Raw genomic sequence first — 19,027 nt, 5'->3', positions numbered from 1 at the left:
TACAGAGAAGGTTTGGTTTTCAAAACGGGGAAAAACCGTAGAAAACGAACAGGGAGGAAATTTTGGCAGTAGTTACCATGAAGAGCCTGCTTGAATCAGGCGTGCACTTCGGCCATCAGGTCAAGCGATGGGATCCGCGGATGAAGAAATACATCTTCGCCGAACGAAACGGGATTCACATTATCGACCTGCAGAAAACTATTCAGGCAATTAAAGATGCCTACGACGCGGTTCGCAAGACCGTAAGCTCCGGCAAGACTGTGCTCTTTGTCGGAACCAAAAAACAGGCCCAGCAGGCTATTCAGAAAGAAGCCGAACGCTGCGGCATGTTCTATGTAAACAACCGCTGGCTTGGCGGTATGCTTACCAACTTTGCAACCATCAAAAAATCCCTTCTCCGTCTTAAGAAGCTGGAGAAAATGGAAGTTGATGGAACCTTTGACAATCTTACCAAGAAAGAAATCGCAGCCCTCGCAAAAGAACGGGCAAAGCTCCAGAAAAACCTTGGTGGTATCAAGGAGATGAAGGAACTTCCCGGCATTCTCTTTGTCATCGATACCCGCAAGGAAGCTATTGCTGTTGCCGAAGCCCAGCGGATGGGAATCCCCATCGTTGCAGTTGTCGATACTAACTGCAATCCCGAAGGTATTGACTATCCGATTCCCGGCAATGATGATGCTATTCGGGCTATTACCCTCTTTACCCAGATTATTGCTAATGCGGTTGTCGAAGCCGATAACGAAGCGGGCCTCAAGATTATTGAAACCCTGGGCGAAGACGATGAATCCGCCGAAGAAATGATGACCGATATGTCCATCCGTGAAGAGGATCGGGAAATTGATATCGATTCGTACAATGGTGAAGCTCCTGCTTCCAGTGAAATCGATGAGGATACCGATGAGGATGAACTTCCGGTAGATGTGGACCGGGTATACGAATCCAAATAAGGAGAACAGCGTGGAAATTAAAGCTTCCGATGTAAAGGCCCTGCGCGAAAAGACCGGTGCAGGCATGATGGAATGCAAAAATGCCCTTGTAGCCTGTGAAGGTGACTTTGCCAAGGCAGAGAAATACCTCAAGGAAAAGGGGCTTGCCGCTGTCGAAAAACGTTCCGACCGCGCAACCAATGAGGGAAAGGTGTTCATCAAGATTGCTAACAATAAGGCTGTCCTTGTTGAACTCGCTTCCGAAACCGACTTTGTCGCCCGGAATCCCGATTTTATTGCCCTGGGTAATAAAATTGCCGAAGTGGCTCTCCAGAAAGGCTACAGCGAACCCAACGATGAGCTTAATAGCATGGTGACCGATTTGGCCACCAAGATTCGGGAAAATATGGGGCTTAAGCGTCTTAAGGTAGTCAATGCAGCGGCTAATGAATACCTGACAAGCTATATCCATGGTGATGGGCTCATCGGTGTTGTGGTAAAGCTTGCAGCTGACAAGGCTGAAGCCCTTCAGGATGAACGGGTTAAAACTTTTGCTTTCGACCTGGCCCTCCATATTGCAGCCTTTAATCCCTATGCACTGGATCGCAGCAAGGTTGATCCCGCCCATCTGGCCGAACAGGAAGAAATCTTCCGCAAACAGATGGAACAGGATGAAAAAATGAAAGGCAAGCCCGCTAATGTGGTAGATAACATCCTGAAAGGCAAGGTAAACAAGTATCTTGCTGAAATCTGCCTAGTAGACCAGGGCTTTGTTAAGGACGAAAAGCTTACCGTTGCCAAGGTTGTTGAAGACCTGGGAAAACAGGTCGGCGCGAAAATTTCTATCGTCGACTATGTATATTTCCGGGTAGGTCAGTAAACCTATTTTTACGATAATTCGAGGGGCCACCTGTTATAGTGGCCCCTCATTTTGCAAACCTGAACAGGAAGGAGACATTCATGCATACGGCCATAAAAAACTCTGAAGATCGGATGAAGAAAACCATTTCAAGTTTGAAAGAAGATTTAGCCGCCATCAGAACCGGTCGAGCCTCTGCGGCTTTGTTTGATAAGATCAGAGTCGACTATTATGGTGATAAAACTCCTCTCAACCAGGTTGCAAATATTTCTATTCCCGAAGCCCGTCTTATTGTCATTCAGCCCTGGGATCGGGCCATGATTGGAGAGATTGAAAAGGCTATTAGGACATCCGAACTTTCCCTCAATCCGTCCAATGATGGTAAAGTAATCCGAATCTCTATTCCTCCGCTCACCGAGGAACGCCGCAAAGATTTAGCAAAACAAGCAAAAAATCTGGCTGAGCAGAGTCGGGTAGCAATTCGCAATATCCGCCGAGACGGTAATGAGGAACTAAAAAAGGCTCAGAAAAACGGAGAGCTGACTGAGGATGAGGAAGCTAAGGCAGAAACGGAACTGCAAAATCTTACCGATAAATATATTAAAGAAATTAATCATATTCTCGAAGAAAAAGAAAAAGAAATAATGGAAGTCTAATGACAAGCCATAAAATACCAGCCCATGTCGGCATAATTATGGACGGCAACGGCCGATGGGCGCAAAACCGTAATATGCCGCGGACCCAGGGTCATATAGAAGGGCTTAAGGCTGCAAAAAGAATTGTAAAAGCCGCCTCGGATATGGGTATTTCATATCTGACCCTGTATACTTTTTCTACCGAAAACTGGAAACGTACCCAGGAAGAGGTAGGTTTTATTATGGGGCTGGTTAAAAAATACCTTATGGCTGAATTTGAGTTTTACAAAGAAAACCAGATCAGAATACGTTTTACAGGCAATTTAAGTGGGCTTCCTCAAGAGATTGCTGATGAAGTGGTAGAAGCCTGTGAAAAAACATCCCATTTTTCTGGCCTTTCAGTAATTCTTGCCCTTAACTATGGCGGCAGAGACGAAATAGTACGAGCTATCAGAAAAATTATCCAAAAAGGCATACCAGAGAACGAAATTACTGAAGAATTAGTCCGTTTGCACCTTGACAATCCCGATGTGCCCGATCCGGATCTCATAATCCGCACTGCTTCTGAACAGCGGTCAAGTAACTTTTTGCTTTGGGAAAGTGCTTACAGCGAATTCTATTTCGCAGATAAACTATGGCCCGATTGGGATGCAGCAGATTTAAAAGCTGCACTTGATAACTTTCAGAAAAGAACACGTCGTTTTGGTGGTATCACAGCATGACAAAACTGGCTCAGCGTCTGCTCATTTTTTCTTTAGGAATCCCTGCTATTATAGGGCTTGTGGCTTATTTACCCTTTTACAATCATTTGGCGGTAAATATTGTCGTTACTATTATCAGCGCCTTAGGGGCTGTCGAGTTTTCTCAAATTCTAGCAAAAAAACATTATAGATTGCCTGTTATAGAGGCTGCCATCCTGGGCTCCTTAGCCCCTGTGGCTATGACTATAAGTATTAGTCTTCAAATTCCAGGAGAGCTTGTGCCCGCGGCCTTTATTTTTGGAGCTGGTTGGCTCATTGCCTCTCGAGTGTTTTCTTCCCTGCAGGATATTTCCCTTGTGCTGGACCGTATTTCAACCGGTCTTTCTGTCATGGTTTATCCTGGTATGTTCATGCTTTGGATTATTAGAATGACCCGTCTCAGTCATGCGACGGTCATCATCCTTAGTTTCTTACTCATGGTCTTTGCCAACGACTCTCTTGCGTGGGCTATTGGTATGCTCTTTGGCAAAGGGAACCGGGGCCTCATTCCCGCAAGTCCCAATAAGAGTATTGCAGGGTTTATCGGCGGCATGGCGGGGTCATTGCTCATTGGTATCATAGCTCCCCTGCTCTTTCCGATCGCTTTTACCACCAATCATACTCTTCCCAGGCTCTTAGCTGGTATTATTTTGGGAATCTGCGTCGGTATTGTGGCAATTATAGGGGACCTGGCTGAATCCACAATTAAGCGAAGCGGGGAAGTAAAGGATTCTGGGTTTATAATTCCTGGACGGGGAGGCATACTCGATTCGGTTGATTCGATTGCCCTTGCTGCCCCTGTTTTTTATGCCCTCTACTGGATATTATTCTAATGAAACGCAAAATTGCAGTCCTTGGCGCAACTGGTTCCATCGGAAAGAGCACCTTGGATGTTATTGCTGCTAATGAAAACGATTTTGAAATAGTCTTACTTTCCGCTCATCAGGATACTCGTGGATTGCTTTCCTTAGGGACTCAATTCCCGAGAGCAAAAATAGTGATAACTGATCATCAAAAATGGGAAAAGCAAACTCCAGAGACCCGATCTGCTATTACTTATTGGGGTCAGGATGGGCTTGTACAGGCAATCAGAGAAAGTGGTGCCGATATTGTAGTAAACGGGATTGCCGGAGCCGCAGGGCTTCTACCTTCTATTACAGCCCTTGAAACAGGAGCCGATTTAGCTTTAGCCAATAAGGAAACCATCGTAATGGCGGGGCCCCTGGTTGCTTCTATCGCCAAAAAGAACCACTGCCGAATTCTGCCTGTGGACTCGGAACACTCCGCGGTATTTCATCTTCTCGAAGCCCATGGAGCAGATGCGATAGAAGAGGTAATCCTTACCGCATCGGGAGGCCCTTTCCGTCAATACAGCAGAGAACAACTTGAACAGGTTAGCCTGCAGGATGCCCTCAATCACCCAACATGGAAAATGGGCGGAAAAATCACCATAGATTCTGCGAGTCTTGCCAACAAGGGACTTGAAGTAATCGAAGCGGTGCGCCTTTTTTCGCTCAAAGTTGAACAGGTCTCTGTATTGGTTCATCCCCAAAGTTATGTACATTCCTTAATACGTCTCAAAGACGGTTCGCTCTATGCGCAGATATCCAAACCTGATATGCGGGTGCCTATTCACAATGCGCTTTTCTGGCCGGAGGTGCGTTACTGCCAATTTGGCCGGCTTGATCTTGTGGGGCAAACCATACATTTTGAACAGCCCAAAACTGAACTGTTTCCGCTTTTACCCCTCGCTTATGAAGCAGCAAGACTAGGAGAAGGATATCCTGCAGCATATAATGCGGCAAATGAAGAAGCGGTTGCGGCTTTCATGAAGGGCCATATTTCATTTGTTGATATTGGCCGGATAGTTGCACAGGTGCTTGAAAAAGAGTGGTCCTGTGATGAATTTGATTTACAGTCCATTCTTGATGTAGATCAGAGGTCTCGAGCTGCTGCTCAGGAATGTATTAAGGAGTTACACCATTGATTGTAAAAATTATTTTGGGTCTTATAGGCCTTGGCGTTGTCGTTTTTGTTCATGAATTAGGTCATTTTATTGCAGCCCGTCTTTCTGGTATTGATGTGGAAGCCTTTTCTATCGGTTGGGGGAAGCCCATCTTTTCAAAAAACTTCCACGGCGTTGAGTATCGTATAGGTATATTCCCTGTCGGCGGCTATTGCCGCATGAAAGGCGAAGCGGAGTTTAAGGAAGCCTTAACAAATAATTCAATAAGCATTCCCCGCGAACCGGGGACCTTTTACGGTGCAAGTCCATTAAAGCGTATCTTTACTGCCTTTGCAGGCCCCTTTGCAAATGCCATCTTTGCGGTGCTGGTTCTTACCTTGGTCTGGGCTATAGGTTTTGATGTACAAACCTTGGACAATAAAATTGTACTTGCATCGGAAATAGAGGGAACCAGTTTCCCTGCCGATGCGGCGGGCCTTAAAAGCGGAGACCGAATTATCGGTATTAATGGGAAGAAAGTTTCCAACTACACTGAGATTCAAGAGCAAATAGCACCAAATCCGGGAGAAACACTGAATCTGCTCGTTGATCGGAATGGGGAACAGATTTCTTTACAGGTTAAACCTCAGCTTGATACGAACACCGGAGCTGGCAGAATCGGTATCTATTTTTGGACCGATCCCATTATAGAAACAGTAAAGACAGGAAGTCCCGCTCACATAGCCGGCCTTATGCAGGGTGATCGAATCGTAAGCATACAGGGAATCCCGATCCCCTATTCTGTTGCCTTGTATCGTATTCTTAAAGATCGACCGACAGTATTGCCAATTGAAATTGAGCGGAACGGCCAAACCCTTTCAAAAGAACTCATCCTTTCCTACGATGAACAGGGGCAAACCAATATTGGAATAGAGTTTAAAACCATACGGTATCGAAATGCAGCCCATTCTATTCCCGACGCCTTTGTAAAAGGAGCAAGCGAAACCTTGAAAACACTTACAGTATCTCTTAAAAGTCTTACTGTTCTTTTTAAGGGGGTGAATCTTTCCAAGGCCGTATCTGGACCCGTTCGGATTACCTATATGGTCGGGGATATTGCAGCCGAAGGTTTTGGCCAAGGTTTTGGAGCCGGTTTCACCGCAATCGCAAGTTTCCTTGCCCTCATTTCTATTTCCCTGAGCATTATGAATTTACTTCCCATACCAGCCCTCGATGGCGGACTTATTCTTTTATTTTTCATTGAACTTATCACGAGAAAGCCTCTCCATCCTAAAGCCGTATATTGGTTCCAGATGCTTGGCGCCCTTTTTATATTAAGTCTGCTTATATTTTCAGTATTTGGAGATATTTTATTTTTATTCGGGAAAAAATAGGAGGAAGTTGTTATGAAACATACAATTACATGCCAATGCGAACACCCCTTTGAGGTAGAGATTCCCGATGAAGTTAATCTTGATCAAAACCCAAACGCCATCGAAGAACTTTGTAATGGCAGTTTTCTTACCATAGTTTGTCCATCCTGTGATTCGCCGCTCAAGCCTGAGTTTCCTCTTATTATCGATTGGCCGAGCCGGAACCTCCATCTGCAGGTACTGCCTGAATTTGACCGCGGTGCCTTTTACCGAGGCCAGACGAAACAGACGGACCAGACAGAGATAGTCATTGGATATCCAGAAGCTGCAGACCGAATAATTGTTATAAAAGAAGGGTTAGAGCCCATCATTATAGAAGCCTTAAAATACTATCTTCTTCTTAAAGCGGATGAAACAAATCCAGAAGCAGAGGCTACTGCCTGGTTTGTGGGAAAACAGGGCGATTATTTAGAATTCCATGTCCATGGTCTCAGAAATGAAGAGGTAGCCGTGAGCCGCATCCCATACTCAGTCTATACAAAAACTCGCGAAGAATACCGCAAAAATCCCGATACAGAACCATTTAAATCTATTAAATCTGGAGCCTACACTTCTGTTCAAAACCTCTTGCGGCCTGAGTTAGACTAAGCGGTGGCCCTTCTGTAATCCGAGGGGCCGATAGAGCTTAACTAATCATGGGATGGGTGAGATTTTACCTTTGCAATAGCAGTGGAGACAGCATTCCTTACGCTTTCAGCATAGGATGCCTCATCCATCGCATGGGCTGCATAAAGGCTTCCGAGCAGCGAAACCCTATAGAGGGGTTTTACTGAATTAAGCGCAAGAGTTGCCATATCAAGAACGCAATCCTCACAGAGACAGAGCGGTTCTGGATAATCTGATATTTGTTTTTCCAGTTCGCTGATAACAAGCCGTTCAGCTTCATTTACGAGCTGGTCAAAATCATAATTATCTTTGAATGCCATAATAGAAATCCTCCGTATTTACACGCTGGCTCGAGATAAATTCTCAAATTTAGTGTACGACGGAAGGAAGACAATTTCCACTGTTCCGACAGGCCCATTACGCTGTTTTGCGATAATGAGCTCAGTTGTAATAGCCTTTGATCGTTCGGCGTCGCTTTTTTTATCCGATTCACGCTCTCGGTGCAGGAACATAACCACGTCGGCGTCTTGTTCTATTGAACCGGATTCCCGGATATCAGAAAGGGTTGGGCGCTTGCCTTCTGCATCGCGGCGTACCTGGGAAAGGGCAACAACAGGAATATCGAGCTCTCTAGCCAGGCTTTTTAATGACCGGGAAATCTCCGCTATCTGTTCATGCCGGGGTAGCTGGTAATTTTCAGAAGTAATCAGGGTAAGATAGTCGATGAATATAATTTCTACCTTTTGCTGGGCCCTCAGCCGCCGTGCCTGAGCGCGCAAATCGAGCAGCTTCATGTTCGGCATATCTACAATATACAGGGGTGCATCATAAATTCTGCCCGCTGCTTCCATCAAGCTATGAAAATCACTGGGTTTTAGGAGTCCAGTTCTTATTTTTTCCGATTCAATTCTGGCTTCTGCAGAGATAAGACGCTGCATGAGGGCCATGTCTGACATCTCGAGCGTAAAGAATGCGGTCGGTATTCTTTCTTTAATTGATGTGTGGGCTGCCATGGTAAGCGCAAGAGCTGTCTTTCCGACCGAAGGCCGAGCACCAATAATAATAAGCTCAGAACGCTGAAAACCGCTCGTCATAGAATCCAGATCATGCAAGCCCGAAGGAATACCGGTAAAGGCATCTTTGGTATTATATAATTTTTCGATAGCCTCAATAGTTTTAGGAATTATTTCCTTTGCGCTCTTATAGGTAAGGGTTTGCCGGTTATCGGTAAGATCAAAAATATATCGCTGAGCTTCTTCTACAATAAGACGGGACTCGGTAGATTCATCGTATGATTTAGCTGAAATTTCACTTGAAATGCGCAGCAAAGACCGGCGTACTGAATGGTCCTGAACAATTTGTGCATAATAATCGATATTAGCACTGGTGGGAACTACGTTCGTCAAAGAAGCCACATAAGCGGGACCGCCTGCGCTATCGAGCTCGCCTGATTGCTTTAGTTCTTCTATGACGGTAATGATATCTGCTTTCCGGCCCTGGTTAAACAGATTAAGGATAGCTTTGTAGATTCGGCGGTTTGCGTTCGAATAGAAATCGTCGGGTCTTAGATAGCGGATTGCAACTGCGATAGCGTCTTCGTCTAAAAGGAGAGCCCCCAGGGTTGCCTGTTCCGCTTCATCGTTATGGGGCGGAATTTTATCTTTTAGTATTCCAGCCATAATTATCTTTCCTAAAAAGCAAATTCCCCTGCACTACACTCCATTTTATATGGCAAATGATGTAGCACAGGGGAATAGATTGGTTAAAAAAATTATTCGCGAGCTTCCGCTGCGTCCGAAGCATTCTCTTGGGCGGAAGTTTCAGCAGCCGCTTCTTCCTTATGAGCCCCACGATGACCCCGCTGGTGTCCCTTGTGGGCTTCGGGCTTTTCTTCAGTTTTGGTAACCTGAGCCTGAATCACCACGGTAACTTCAGCAGTGGTGGATTCATAGAGCTTTACATGGATTTTGAATTTGCCAACACTCTTAATATGGTTGCCGGGTACTTCAATTCGTTTCCGTTCTACCTGGAAGCCCTGTTTAATAAGTTCATCCGCAATTGTCTGGTTGGTAACCGCGCCATAGAGTTTGCCATTTGCACCGGCGGGCATGGTAATAACCAGTTCAGTTCCTTCCAGACGCTCTTTAAGACTGGCAGCGTCTTTGCGCTTTTCGGCCTTGCGGGCTTCAATTTCTTCCCGGCGGGCTTCGAAAACTTTCATATTTCGTTCCGTATAGGGAACTGCAAGCCCGCGGGGGAACAGGTAGTTCCGGGCATAGCCCTTCGCTACGTCTTTGACATCCCCTTCTTCGCCAAGAGGATTGACATCCTTGTTCAGAATGACCTTCATGATACAAGCTCCTTATGTTTATGGACACAGAAACCGAACGCGCCGGTTTCACATCCCCGGAGTAGAGGATGGCCCAGTAATATGGGGTCTCCTTAGGGAAACCCAATTCTCAGCAACACCTAGCAGGAAAACACCTGTCAGGACTATTGCGTTGATTCCAGGACTAATCAGCAAAACAAGCAATAAGGTACGAAGCAAAAAACGCCCCGATCGCGAAATCATAGGATGGGAAAGATTAAAAAACACTATTCCCAATCCCTGTAAAAAATAAAGCAGGGCGAGACTTAAAGCCCCATTCCACCCGGCTATTTCCAATATTGAGATATTGAACACATAGCCTGCTAAAATGGCAAGTAAAAAACAAGAAAAAAACCAAATCATGATAAAATCAACATGAAAGTTGGAAAGAACCCAGCGATATTTGCTGCCCTGTCTGCTTAAAAATGCAGAAAAACCAAAGAGCATCAGGTGGCTTACAAAAAGGCCGCCCCGTAAAGCAACTGATTTCAGAAGCTCTAATATGATATCGGCACTTATAGTTCCCTGCACCGTATCTTGAGACATTTCTGTCAGCATCGACGCTATAGTCTCGGCCTGTTTCTTAAATAGGCCTGCAACGCCCTCGTCATACATTGAAAGAAGCACGAGGGGAAGCAAAAAAAGCGTACCAATTACCGATGCAAGCAATACCCGATAGGTACCGCGAAAATTCGATGAAAAAACACGAAGAGCTATACCGGGTATCAACAGTATCGCAAAAATCAGAGCCAGAGCAGATACATACAAGGTATCAGCGGCAATAAGCTTCCATGCAGAAGGATCGGTGCGCAATGCACCGATCGATAGTCCCCCATTGATAAGTACCATCAACAGGATAGCTAAAAAAACCTCGTTTTTTTTCTCCCGTTGCCCTAAGAGCCCTAAGGGAAGAAGAAAAAGCGGAGTTAAAAGGCCGCTCCGTACAAGCAGCACCATTACGACCGCCGTAAAGGCTGGATACAGAAAGGGTACGATTCTTGTACGGAAAGTCATGAAAAACCCCTATCAGTCGGCGACGAAGGGTAACAGTGCGATGATTCGGGCCCGCTTAATTGCTACCGCAAGCTCACGCTGGTGCTTGGCACAGGTGCCGGTGATGCGGCGAGGGAGTATCTTTCCCCGTTCGGTGGTATACCGGCGCAGTCCATCAGCGTCTTTATAATCGATCTTCTGTTTTTGGGTGCAGAACTTGCAGACCTTTTTCTTAAAATATACTTTACCTTTTCCGCCCCGACCGCTGCGGTCTTCGCCGTCACGACCAGTCATACCCATATCCATCTGGGCATCCATTGAACGATCCCGTCCGGGCCGTTCATTCTGCATCATATTCTCATCAGACATGAAATATCTCCTTAACAAAAAGCCTTAGAATGGAATATCATCGGCAAAACCATCATCCCCAGGGCCATCATTCACCGATGGGCCTCTTCCCTGCGGAGCTTCTGACTGACGGCGGGATGGTGAAAAACCATTTTCACCTGCGGAGGCAGAACCTCCCCCCTGACCGCCGCCCAGAAGCTGTACATTGTTTGCCAGGATTTCCACTTTTGACCGATTCTGGCCGTCCTGTTCCCACCGATCCTGCTTGAGCTCACCTTCTACGGCGACTTGTTTCCCCTTAACCAAATATTGATTCAGGGTTTCTCCTGATCTGCCCCAGAGAACTACATCGAAAAAATTAGGTTCATCGACCCATTGGTCACCATTTTTTCGACGCCGGTTGACGGCTACAGAAAATTTACATACCGCCTGACCATTGGCAGTATATTTAAGTTCCGCATCCCGGGTAAGCCGTCCGATCAGAATAACATGGTTAAGATCGGCCATACTATTTCCTTATTCCTCTACTTTTACAAAGAGGTGGCGAATAATGTTATTATTCAGTTTAAAGGCCCGTTCCAGAGCAACAAGCTGCGCTGGATCCATTTTGACGGTATACAGGGTGTAACGACCGCGAGTTTTTTTGTTGATGGGATAGGCGAGGTCTCTATCTCCCATTTCATCGGTTTTTTCGACCTGAGCTCCATGGTTGGCAAGATCTGCCAGAACAAGCTCACGTCCAGCTTTGTAGAGGTCTTCTTCTAGTGGGAAGATGACCGTCAGTTCATACTGACGCATGGGTCCTCCTTACGGACTTATGATTGATCCGTCGACACAGACGGATAAAGAGGCTATGGTAGTCTATAGAAAGCGTTTTTCCTTGTCAAGTAAGGTTTAAGTCGAATACTTGCCATACCGATACCTTAAGTGAGGATTGTGATGCCAAAACGTATCAACATTGAAGACACCCTATTTTATTTGCACAGCAAGCTCAAGCTATTAAGCGAAGGGGTATCTCTTATACTTGAACCGGACTTGTTTCTTGAGCTTTATATCCAGGATCTGGATAACCTTCAGTCCCTGCTGGAATTTTGCATTAATGCAATTCAAGAAAATGAAAAATTCATAGACTGGGAAGAACAGGTCCATAATGTGCTTGATCTAGAGGAAGATTTAGTGGAGCTTTTGGATACCCTCTTACAGGGTAAAGGAACTATTGGGGCAGCTTTTATCCCGATATCCGAAAAGCTTGAACAGTACAAAGCGGGTTCTAAAAATCGCATTGTTCAGTTGGAACAGCTTCTTTCTATGCGTCCTGCCGAACAGGATAACGGAATGGTGGTAAGTCCCCAGGAACTGAGAGAATTATTGCAGGACTAAAAGCCCCCTCGTCTTTTGCCATCTAAATATGTTACTATAACTCCCATGGAAAAGGCTGATGTTATTCTTGTTGGAACAGGCCCGACGGGTCTCGGTGCGGCATTTGAATTGATAGAAAAAAGGCCACAATCCCGTATCATTCTGCTCGATAAGGCAAAAGTATCTTCTGGGGGCCTTCGAAATGATTGCAAAATGAATTTTACCTACCCTATAGGTTTTCCCATAGATTTTTGGCCCCGAGATATGGCCGAGCATTATCTAGAACGGGTTACTGCATTCTTAAAACCATCCCTCATGGAACGGAAAAATGTGAGCGCCTACGGCCAGCGGGCACAAAAAATTGGTGTTGAACTCCTGGATGTAAAGCAGGCCCATTTGGGTACCGATGGGGGCTTGCGTCTCATCAATAGACTGATCGGAGAACTGCAGAGCAAAGGAGTTGAGGTCTCCCTGGAAGAGACGTTGATCAGTATCGATCCCCAAAAAAAGATTATTCAAACTAACAAACGGGAACTGGAGTATAAGGCTATCCTCATTGCTCCCGGCAGGGGCGGTTTTGACTTCCTTAGAAAACTCATGGCCACCATAGGAATTCCCTATTCGGACAATTCAATTGATGTTGGTATCCGGGTAGAAACCAGAGAAGTCCACTACCCTATCGTTAAAGATTATTACGACCCAAAATTTCTGTTTCCCGAACGGGTACGTACTTTCTGCACCAACTCTCGTAGTGCCCATGTGGTTAAAGAACGGTATGAAACAGGTCATGGTCAAACCTATTACAGTGTGAACGGCCACGCCTGGTCTGCGGAACGTCCTGCCAATGGATTAGTTAACTTTGCCATGCTCCGGAGTGTTGAATTTACCGAACCCTTAGCATCAGGGCAAGATTTTGCAGAAATGCTCGGTCTCCAGGCTATGCTTGCCGGGGGCGGCAAACCCTTAATGCAGCGGGTCGGGGACTTTAGGATGGGAAAGCGTTCAACTAGGGATGGTTTTAATCATGATTTATTTGATTTTGAACCGACCCTTAAAGACTGCACCCCCGGAGACATAAGCTTAGTCATGCCGGCCAAATTTCTGAGATCCATCTGGAAAGCCCTGAAACTGCTGGATACTATCGTGCCCGGAGTATTACATCCAAGCACTATTATGTATTACCCCGAAATAAAGCTCTATGCTAATAAGCCCCAATTTAAGGATCCCCGCTATTTTATGGCCCTGGATGGGGTCTACCTTGCAGGGGACGGTGCTGGTACAAGCCGGGGCATTACAGCAGCCTGGGCAAGCGGCCTCCGCGTAGCCGACGGGATCCTAAAACAGGAGTAAGCCTATGAGAATAACCGGAGGTCAATTATGCGGAAGAAAAGTTGAAGTCCCTGACGGGGTTATACGGCCTGCTATGGACCGCATGCGCGAATCGGTATTCGCAATTCTGGGAGACTTAACAGGAAAGTCCTTTTTAGATATTTTTTCCGGCTCGGGTATTATTGCCCTGGAGGCCGCAAGCCGCGGAGCAGATCCGATTGATGCGGTGGAAATGGACAGCTTAAAACGAAGCACCCTCATTAAAAATGTTTCTATATCGCCGGTACGGATAAATTGTCATTTTATGTCCGCCGAACTCTTTGTAAAACGGGCAAAACACTCATTCGATTACATTTTTTGCGATCCCCCCTTCCCTTACCGTTTTAAGCAGCAGCTCGTTGCGTCAATTGCACGGTCTAAATTGATGAAACCGGGCTCTGTTTTGCTTATTCACCGGCCGCGGGAGGATCATTTTCCAGATCAGGTTGAAACACTCACATTGATAGATCGCAGAGAATACGGGCGATCTATAGTCGATTTTTATCGAATGGAACAATAATATCTAAAGCTCTTTCAAAACTTAGAGAGTTTTGAAAGAGCTACCTTGAAATCCGCGATTTGGCGTAGCGGTTGCATGCAGTTTTAGAGAAACTGCGCGCAACCGCAAGCAATCGCAAAGCCAATTTCAAAAGTGACCGACTTTTGAAATTGGCTCATATCTCATATTTTAGAGTTTTTTACAGTTTTTTATTGCAAATTTGGTTGCGCTTGCTCTATATTTTATATTATAATTTATAGGGATAAAAGTTGAATAAGGATACCTTGTTTGGTCGTTTCGAAAACCTCGGATTTATAAAAACAACAACACGACCAGAGCTTGATTCGACACAAAAAGTTCAACTCAACAGAAAGGGTAACGAATTATTCAACAAGGGTGACATTAAGGCGGCGGAACGTATTTTTATCACCACTGGCTATTCGGATGGACTTATCCGCCTTGGAGACTGGTATTTGGAACATGGCCGCAGTCTCGATGCCCTTAAAATGTATTGGCTTGCACCGGATAAAAACAAAGCAGAACCGTTAATTGAAAAACTGAGTGCTTTGATACAAAAATTGATACAGGATGAGGAAAAATAGTATGGGTGACGATCAGAATTTTTTAAATCCAAATATGGAACAAAGCTCCCCTGTCAATGAAGGGGATAAAAAAGAAAAGGATGAGTTTTCTGAAATCTCTGAACTGTCTAAAAAGGGATATCAGCTTATAAAAGAGAACAAACTTGCAGAAGCCATGGCTGCCTTTGAAGAGATTTTAGCGAAGAATCCTGATAATAATTATGCCCTGGTCGGCCTTGGAGACACAGCCCGCAAACGGGGTGCATTCCGTGAAGCGGTTGAATATTACCGCCGCTGTCTATCCCATCATCCGGGTAACAATTATGCCCTTTTTGGTCTTGCAGATTGCTACAAGGCATTAAATCAGTACCAAAAGGCTATTGAGATCTGGGAACAGTACCTCCTCCATGATGATCACAATATTACGGTGCTTACCCGTGTTGCCGACGCATACCGGAAAGTACGGGATTTTCGCAAATCCAAGGCGGTCTATTTAAGAGTCCTTGAGATGGAAGAAAACAATCCTTATGCACTGATCGGCCTTGGACACCTGCACTACGATTTTAAAGAATACCGGGACGCATTATATTATTGGGAAAAGATGCTTTCCCTTCACAAAGACAATGTTGATATCCGGGTGCTTACATCTATTGGGAACTGTCACCGGAAGCTCAAAACCTTTGCAGAAGGGGTACCTTATTTTGAACGGGCCCTTAAAATGGATCCCTACAACTTCTATGCTCTATTTGGCCTCGCTGACTGTTACCGTGGCATGAACCAACAGCATAAATCTCTTGAATATTGGAACAAAATTCTGGAACAGGATCCCCGCAATAAGGTCATTCTTACCCGTGCTGGAGACGCATACCGCAATATGGGAGACTTTGACAAGGCCGCTGATTATTATCACCGGGCCTTAAATATTGAATTTGATATATATGCGGTGCTGGGTCTTGCTGTGGTTTCAAAGATGCAAGGCAAATATGATGATGCGATTGAATCACTACGGCGTCTTGTACAGCAGGATCCCAAAAATTACCGCCTGTACATTGAGCTGGCCGATTGCTGGATAAAGAAGGGCGACAAAGAACGGGCTATCGAAATTCTCGCTGAATTCCAAAAGACAGGTCAGCGAAATGCAGCCATATCCGAGTACTTAGAGAAATTACAAGCATAATGGCTTTACCGAGTATCACAGGCTATACCCTTGGCGAGTTAATCGAACTTTTAAAACCCCTACCCGCTTTTCGGGCCCGGCAAATCTTTAAATGGATTTCCCGCGGAGCTCGAAATTTTGACCAAATGACCGATCTTTCCCAGGAATTGCGGAAAACACTGAGTGAACGTTTTTTGGTCATGGAAACATACGTAGCCGATACACTCACCGATTCGGATGGTACAATTAAGCTGCAGATTGCCCTCCAGGATGGAACTAAAATTGAGGCTGTGGTTTTGGTGGACGGAGAGGGGCGGAAAACAGCCTGTATTTCTACTCAGGTTGGCTGTCCTATGGCCTGTGCGTTCTGCAAAACCGGCAGCCTTGGCTTTTTGCGAAACCTAAATGCCGCAGAAATCGCCGAGCAGCTTTATCATTGCCAAGCTGCTGCTGGTGATATATCAAATATTGTAGTCATGGGAATGGGGGAGCCCCTGCTCAACCTAATCAATTTAAGAACAGCCATGAATATTTGGTCCGACCCCGCGGGCCTCGGAATGTCTCGGCGCAGAATAACCATTTCTACGAGCGGTATTGTTTCGGGTATTAAAGATTTGGCGGATAATGGGCCTGAGGTAAGACTGGCTGTATCCCTTACGACTGCAAATGAGGCAATGCGAGAAAAATTAATGCCCGTCAGTAAAACCAATCCGTTGTCAGAGCTTAAGGAAGCCCTGAGATACTTTCAGTCAAAGCATGACAAACGGATAACCTTGGAAGCGGTTCTGCTTAAAGACGTGAACACCAAAAAAGAAGATGCCATCACACTGGCTCAGTTTGCCAAAGGGCTCGATGTTATCATCAACCTTATTCCATGGAATCCGGTGGATGGTATGGGTATTGATGGCACAGATTTTGAAGAACCTACTGACAGGGAAATAGATGCCATGGTTGCGGAGCTTGAACGGCGGGGACTCACGGTGACAAGAAGGTACCGAAAGGGCCGCGGCGTGTCCGGAGCCTGCGGACAGCTTGGCTCAGTTGAGACCTTTAAGAAAGAATGAGAGCACCACCTGACCTGCACCGATGAGGGCCCCGAGAATAGCTCCAAATATGTTAATCCATTTGAATTGGCTCGCCATAACATCGAGCACGATACGTTCTACCGATTCCATATCGAGGGATTCGATGCGGTCTGATACGATGCTTCGTATGTTAATCATCTTGAGGGCATCGGCGATTTTTCTGTGTGCCATATCAATCAAAGTATGGGCGATAAATCCATCAATATGGGCTTTTTGAGTCTTTTCTATGTTTACTATTTCGCCTATACGGCTGTCTGCATGTTGATTTAAATACTTCAATAGAGAAGCCTTAATGGCTTCTTCGCTGCTTGCCTGTATCCATGACTGAAACCTGGTGCAGAGGACTTCTCGTTGGGCTTTCCGATCTAGGCCGGTAATGCTTTGTACAAGGTCTCCCAGTTCTTTATGGAGGGCTGGTGCAATAAGGCCGTTCAGCATCCCCGTGAGACGATACAGGGTCTCTCGCTTTGTTCCTAAATCGGCTATAAAAGATTGGACATGACGGACAAGCATGATTTTATTTTCTTCTTTGCTTAAAAGAACATCAATTTGGTAAATGAGGTCATCGATAATATCGCCCATCCGTTCATCCAGGGTTTTGTCATACTGGGCTGCGGAAATAAAAAATCTCTGGAATGTATTGAGCTTAAGAAACGTTTTTTGCAAAAAAAATCCTGCCCTGTACTTCCAGCTGTTCATGAATTTCTGGGAGACGCAAAAAATTAATAAGCCTATCCTTTAATTCCATGTAATGGGAATCCAGGAGGCTTCCGATACTGCTGGATGCGGCGGGGAGCAGCTGTTCAAGCTGTTGGGAAATTACAAGCTGCACCTTTGCCTGCAGTTCATCAATCTCTATTCCTGAAAGGTCTGATATTTTCCGTCCCTGGAGGTCCATCGCAACGTTATCTAACAGAGAACCTACAGTATTGATAAAGCCTGGGTTATGAATCGTGTGCACAAGAAAATCAATAGCTTCTTTGGCGAAATCGGAACTGCCCTGCAGTTTTGTATCGAGCAGCTGTTCTGTGGCAGAGGATACTCCTTGTTCGACAGCTTGGATAACATCCGGTTTGGATAAACGTTGACGGATTATTTCTTCGGTAAGAAGTTCCCGTTCTACCATGCGTCCTATGTTATCAGCAAGTTTGTGTCGTTCCCGGGGAAGAATACCAGGAGTAAAGGGTAATTGAAAGGGACCTATTTTAATGGGATACAGGGGCCTAAAAAGCATTTTTATTGCAATTGCGTTTGTTACATAGCCAATGATCGCCCCAATCACCAGCGGGGCCAGGTATAAAATAATAGTGTTCATCATTCCCTTTCTTGCATGAAATTGAGAGCTGTTTTTGCCTGGGCTTCTGTTGCAAAAAGGCGGCCCGAAGCTTCCCGAATCCAGCCCTTTTCTTGGGCCGTCACCAGAATCCAGTGTTCAGCCTTGCTTTCGCTTTGCACGATTCTACGCTCTAAGACGGGCAGAATAGATCCTTTTCTTAAAACGCCGAGGGATACACTGTTATTTCCAAGGCTGTCAAGCAACTGGGTGTATGTATCGGTAATTAAAACATAACCGATAGCTGAACGCGAAAGAGGAAAAGTTGCGGGAGGTTTAAGTTCCTTTTCGGGACTTGCAATAAAACAGGATGAACTGCTGAGCATGAGAGCGACTAGAAGACCACTTTTAAGAAGATTTTTCATTTTATACATTTAATTTCCCTGTATATTCTGTAAATAGTGAGCAATATCAGGTATGAGTTTTTTATCCGAATCGGCAAAATTGAGCTCTTTTATTTCATCCAGGGTTGCCCAGCGATATTGGGTGTGTTCTGTCATCTCAAACTGCAGGTCCGGAATATGTACGAGGTATGCAAAAAGGTAGCGTTTTTGCTGGTGGTGTTCAAATTCTGAAGTGGCGATACAGGGGCCGACCGTGACGGGAACTCCAAATTCTTCTTTGTACTCCCGAATGAGGGCGTCCTGGTCCGACTCTTCTGCTTCTACCTTTCCGCCAGGGAATTCCCATCGTTCTCCCATTGAGCCGCCCGGAATACGTTTTGCAATAAAGAGTTTTTCTCCTTTAATACAAATTCCGGCCACAGACCGTTGTTTTTTATCCCTTTCCACAG

At 45.5% G+C, this 19,027-nt stretch carries 25 protein-coding genes; 14 read left to right on the top strand and 11 right to left on the bottom strand.

What is annotated here, in order from left to right; translation table 11 throughout:
* Positions 1 to 62 precede the first annotated feature (62 nt).
* The 8 genes from rpsB (at position 63) to Q7P68_RS03000 (ending at position 7,126) form a co-directional block, all read left to right on the top strand.
* The gene (gene rpsB, locus Q7P68_RS03035) at positions 63 to 947 is read left to right on the top strand and encodes a 30S ribosomal protein S2 (protein ID WP_304222632.1); all 885 of its coding nucleotides are present in this window, start codon (positions 63 to 65) and stop codon (positions 945 to 947) included.
* A 10-nt stretch (positions 948 to 957) separates the two neighbouring features.
* Positions 958 to 1,806: a translation elongation factor Ts gene (gene tsf / locus Q7P68_RS03030; RefSeq protein ID WP_304222630.1), complete on the top strand. Its 849-nt coding sequence runs from the start codon at positions 958 to 960 to the stop codon at positions 1,804 to 1,806.
* 80 nt (positions 1,807 to 1,886) lie between these two features.
* A complete protein-coding gene (frr, locus tag Q7P68_RS03025) occupies positions 1,887 to 2,441 on the top strand; it encodes a ribosome recycling factor (protein ID WP_304222627.1) in 555 nt (184 codons plus the stop codon).
* A complete protein-coding gene (gene uppS / locus Q7P68_RS03020; RefSeq protein ID WP_304222625.1) occupies positions 2,441 to 3,142 on the top strand; it encodes a polyprenyl diphosphate synthase in 702 nt (233 codons plus the stop codon). Before frr ends, uppS begins: the two co-directional genes overlap by 1 nt.
* Complete coding sequence (locus tag Q7P68_RS03015) at positions 3,139 to 3,993, top strand: phosphatidate cytidylyltransferase (RefSeq protein WP_304222621.1); 855 nt, start codon at positions 3,139 to 3,141, stop codon at positions 3,991 to 3,993. Before uppS ends, Q7P68_RS03015 begins: the two co-directional genes overlap by 4 nt.
* Complete coding sequence (gene dxr / locus Q7P68_RS03010; protein ID WP_304222619.1) at positions 3,993 to 5,147, top strand: 1-deoxy-D-xylulose-5-phosphate reductoisomerase; 1,155 nt, start codon at positions 3,993 to 3,995, stop codon at positions 5,145 to 5,147. Before Q7P68_RS03015 ends, dxr begins: the two co-directional genes overlap by 1 nt.
* Positions 5,144 to 6,499 carry a site-2 protease family protein gene (locus Q7P68_RS03005; protein ID WP_304222617.1) on the top strand — a complete coding sequence of 452 codons (1,356 nt, stop codon included), beginning with the start codon at positions 5,144 to 5,146 and terminating at the stop codon, positions 6,497 to 6,499. Before dxr ends, Q7P68_RS03005 begins: the two co-directional genes overlap by 4 nt.
* 12 nt (positions 6,500 to 6,511) lie before the next feature.
* The gene (locus Q7P68_RS03000; RefSeq protein WP_304222614.1) at positions 6,512 to 7,126 is read left to right on the top strand and encodes a CpXC domain-containing protein; all 615 of its coding nucleotides are present in this window, start codon (positions 6,512 to 6,514) and stop codon (positions 7,124 to 7,126) included.
* Positions 7,127 to 7,167: 41 nt separating this feature from the next.
* On the opposite strand, the gene Q7P68_RS02995 is transcribed toward Q7P68_RS03000, so the two are convergent.
* The 7 genes from Q7P68_RS02995 to rpsF form a co-directional block, all read right to left on the bottom strand.
* The gene (locus tag Q7P68_RS02995; protein ID WP_304222611.1) at positions 7,168 to 7,464 is read right to left on the bottom strand and encodes a late competence development ComFB family protein; all 297 of its coding nucleotides are present in this window, start codon (positions 7,462 to 7,464) and stop codon (positions 7,168 to 7,170) included.
* Between the two features lie 18 nt (positions 7,465 to 7,482).
* Complete coding sequence (gene dnaB, locus Q7P68_RS02990; RefSeq protein WP_304222608.1) at positions 7,483 to 8,823, bottom strand: replicative DNA helicase; 1,341 nt, start codon at positions 8,821 to 8,823, stop codon at positions 7,483 to 7,485.
* Between the two features lie 92 nt (positions 8,824 to 8,915).
* A complete protein-coding gene (gene rplI, locus Q7P68_RS02985; protein WP_304222606.1) occupies positions 8,916 to 9,494 on the bottom strand; it encodes a 50S ribosomal protein L9 in 579 nt (192 codons plus the stop codon).
* 48 nt (positions 9,495 to 9,542) lie between these two features.
* Positions 9,543 to 10,526, bottom strand: a complete 984-nt coding sequence (locus tag Q7P68_RS02980; protein ID WP_304222603.1) for a hypothetical protein — start codon at positions 10,524 to 10,526, stop codon at positions 9,543 to 9,545.
* Between the two features lie 12 nt (positions 10,527 to 10,538).
* On the bottom strand, positions 10,539 to 10,874 hold the full coding sequence (gene rpsR / locus Q7P68_RS02975; protein ID WP_486187661.1) for a 30S ribosomal protein S18: 336 nt from the start codon (positions 10,872 to 10,874) through the stop codon (positions 10,539 to 10,541).
* A gap of 24 nt (positions 10,875 to 10,898) precedes the next feature.
* On the bottom strand, positions 10,899 to 11,360 hold the full coding sequence (gene ssb / locus Q7P68_RS02970; protein ID WP_304222600.1) for a single-stranded DNA-binding protein: 462 nt from the start codon (positions 11,358 to 11,360) through the stop codon (positions 10,899 to 10,901).
* A 9-nt stretch (positions 11,361 to 11,369) separates the two neighbouring features.
* Complete coding sequence (gene rpsF, locus Q7P68_RS02965) at positions 11,370 to 11,651, bottom strand: 30S ribosomal protein S6 (RefSeq protein ID WP_304222599.1); 282 nt, start codon at positions 11,649 to 11,651, stop codon at positions 11,370 to 11,372.
* Positions 11,652 to 11,792: 141 nt separating this feature from the next.
* Between rpsF and Q7P68_RS02960 the strand changes: the two genes are divergently transcribed.
* The 6 genes from Q7P68_RS02960 to rlmN all read left to right on the top strand — a co-directional run bounded on the left by Q7P68_RS02960 (position 11,793) and on the right by rlmN (position 16,880).
* On the top strand, positions 11,793 to 12,233 hold the full coding sequence (locus tag Q7P68_RS02960) for a hypothetical protein (RefSeq protein ID WP_304222597.1): 441 nt from the start codon (positions 11,793 to 11,795) through the stop codon (positions 12,231 to 12,233).
* A gap of 45 nt (positions 12,234 to 12,278) precedes the next feature.
* The gene (locus Q7P68_RS02955) at positions 12,279 to 13,562 is read left to right on the top strand and encodes an NAD(P)/FAD-dependent oxidoreductase (RefSeq protein WP_304222594.1); all 1,284 of its coding nucleotides are present in this window, start codon (positions 12,279 to 12,281) and stop codon (positions 13,560 to 13,562) included.
* A 4-nt stretch (positions 13,563 to 13,566) separates the two neighbouring features.
* Positions 13,567 to 14,100, top strand: a complete 534-nt coding sequence (locus Q7P68_RS02950) for an RsmD family RNA methyltransferase (RefSeq protein ID WP_304222592.1) — start codon at positions 13,567 to 13,569, stop codon at positions 14,098 to 14,100.
* Between the two features lie 248 nt (positions 14,101 to 14,348).
* Positions 14,349 to 14,681 carry a hypothetical protein gene (locus tag Q7P68_RS02945; RefSeq protein WP_304222589.1) on the top strand — a complete coding sequence of 111 codons (333 nt, stop codon included), beginning with the start codon at positions 14,349 to 14,351 and terminating at the stop codon, positions 14,679 to 14,681.
* Positions 14,682 to 14,715: 34 nt separating this feature from the next.
* Positions 14,716 to 15,837, top strand: coding sequence for a tetratricopeptide repeat protein (locus Q7P68_RS02940; RefSeq protein WP_304222802.1), 1,122 nt, complete (start codon positions 14,716 to 14,718; stop codon positions 15,835 to 15,837).
* Entirely contained in the window at positions 15,837 to 16,880 is a 1,044-nt protein-coding gene (rlmN, locus tag Q7P68_RS02935; protein WP_304222588.1) for a dual-specificity RNA methyltransferase RlmN, read from the top strand. The genes Q7P68_RS02940 and rlmN overlap by 1 nt, the downstream gene beginning before the upstream one ends.
* Here the strand turns inward: rlmN and Q7P68_RS02930 are convergent.
* Genes Q7P68_RS02930 through Q7P68_RS02915 form a run of 4 tightly spaced genes read right to left on the bottom strand, consistent with a single transcriptional unit; the run spans position 16,854 to position 19,025 of the window.
* Positions 16,854 to 17,567: a DUF445 family protein gene (locus Q7P68_RS02930; protein ID WP_304222586.1), complete on the bottom strand. Its 714-nt coding sequence runs from the start codon at positions 17,565 to 17,567 to the stop codon at positions 16,854 to 16,856. The two genes, rlmN and Q7P68_RS02930, sit on opposite strands and share 27 nt — an antisense overlap.
* Entirely contained in the window at positions 17,548 to 18,219 is a 672-nt protein-coding gene (locus Q7P68_RS02925; RefSeq protein ID WP_304222584.1) for a DUF445 family protein, read from the bottom strand. The genes Q7P68_RS02930 and Q7P68_RS02925 overlap by 20 nt, the downstream gene beginning before the upstream one ends.
* A complete protein-coding gene (locus Q7P68_RS02920; RefSeq protein ID WP_304222581.1) occupies positions 18,216 to 18,608 on the bottom strand; it encodes a hypothetical protein in 393 nt (130 codons plus the stop codon). The genes Q7P68_RS02925 and Q7P68_RS02920 overlap by 4 nt, the downstream gene beginning before the upstream one ends.
* Positions 18,609 to 19,025: a (deoxy)nucleoside triphosphate pyrophosphohydrolase gene (locus Q7P68_RS02915; RefSeq protein WP_304222579.1), complete on the bottom strand. Its 417-nt coding sequence runs from the start codon at positions 19,023 to 19,025 to the stop codon at positions 18,609 to 18,611.
* Between the last annotated feature and the right edge of the window lie 2 nt (positions 19,026 to 19,027).

Origin of the sequence: Gracilinema caldarium (assembly GCF_029265695.1) — a bacterium.
Taxonomy (GTDB): domain Bacteria; phylum Spirochaetota; class Spirochaetia; order Treponematales; family Breznakiellaceae; genus Gracilinema; species Gracilinema caldarium_A.
Note: the sequence above shows the minus strand (reverse complement) of the source record. Positions and strands in the feature narration are given on the sequence as shown.

Excerpts from the sequence above, each read along its gene's own strand:
- frr (WP_304222627.1), top strand. The coding sequence starts at position 1,887 with ATGCATACGGCCATAAAAAACTCTGAAGATCGGATGAAGAAAACCATT.
- uppS (WP_304222625.1), top strand. The coding sequence starts at position 2,441 with ATGACAAGCCATAAAATACCAGCCCATGTCGGCATAATTATGGACGGC.
- Q7P68_RS03015 (WP_304222621.1), top strand. The coding sequence starts at position 3,139 with ATGACAAAACTGGCTCAGCGTCTGCTCATTTTTTCTTTAGGAATCCCT.
- dxr (WP_304222619.1), top strand. The coding sequence starts at position 3,993 with ATGAAACGCAAAATTGCAGTCCTTGGCGCAACTGGTTCCATCGGAAAG.
- Q7P68_RS03000 (WP_304222614.1), top strand. The coding sequence starts at position 6,512 with ATGAAACATACAATTACATGCCAATGCGAACACCCCTTTGAGGTAGAG.
- Q7P68_RS02995 (WP_304222611.1), bottom strand. The coding sequence starts at position 7,464 with ATGGCATTCAAAGATAATTATGATTTTGACCAGCTCGTAAATGAAGCT.
- dnaB (WP_304222608.1), bottom strand. The coding sequence starts at position 8,823 with ATGGCTGGAATACTAAAAGATAAAATTCCGCCCCATAACGATGAAGCG.
- rplI (WP_304222606.1), bottom strand. The coding sequence starts at position 9,494 with ATGAAGGTCATTCTGAACAAGGATGTCAATCCTCTTGGCGAAGAAGGG.
- Q7P68_RS02980 (WP_304222603.1), bottom strand. The coding sequence starts at position 10,526 with ATGACTTTCCGTACAAGAATCGTACCCTTTCTGTATCCAGCCTTTACG.
- rpsR (WP_486187661.1), bottom strand. The coding sequence starts at position 10,874 with ATGTCTGATGAGAATATGATGCAGAATGAACGGCCCGGACGGGATCGT.
- ssb (WP_304222600.1), bottom strand. The coding sequence starts at position 11,360 with ATGGCCGATCTTAACCATGTTATTCTGATCGGACGGCTTACCCGGGAT.
- rpsF (WP_304222599.1), bottom strand. The coding sequence starts at position 11,651 with ATGCGTCAGTATGAACTGACGGTCATCTTCCCACTAGAAGAAGACCTC.
- Q7P68_RS02960 (WP_304222597.1), top strand. The coding sequence starts at position 11,793 with ATGCCAAAACGTATCAACATTGAAGACACCCTATTTTATTTGCACAGC.
- Q7P68_RS02955 (WP_304222594.1), top strand. The coding sequence starts at position 12,279 with ATGGAAAAGGCTGATGTTATTCTTGTTGGAACAGGCCCGACGGGTCTC.
- Q7P68_RS02950 (WP_304222592.1), top strand. The coding sequence starts at position 13,567 with ATGAGAATAACCGGAGGTCAATTATGCGGAAGAAAAGTTGAAGTCCCT.
- Q7P68_RS02940 (WP_304222802.1), top strand. The coding sequence starts at position 14,716 with ATGGAACAAAGCTCCCCTGTCAATGAAGGGGATAAAAAAGAAAAGGAT.
- rlmN (WP_304222588.1), top strand. The coding sequence starts at position 15,837 with ATGGCTTTACCGAGTATCACAGGCTATACCCTTGGCGAGTTAATCGAA.
- Q7P68_RS02925 (WP_304222584.1), bottom strand. The coding sequence starts at position 18,219 with ATGATGAACACTATTATTTTATACCTGGCCCCGCTGGTGATTGGGGCG.
- Q7P68_RS02920 (WP_304222581.1), bottom strand. The coding sequence starts at position 18,608 with ATGTATAAAATGAAAAATCTTCTTAAAAGTGGTCTTCTAGTCGCTCTC.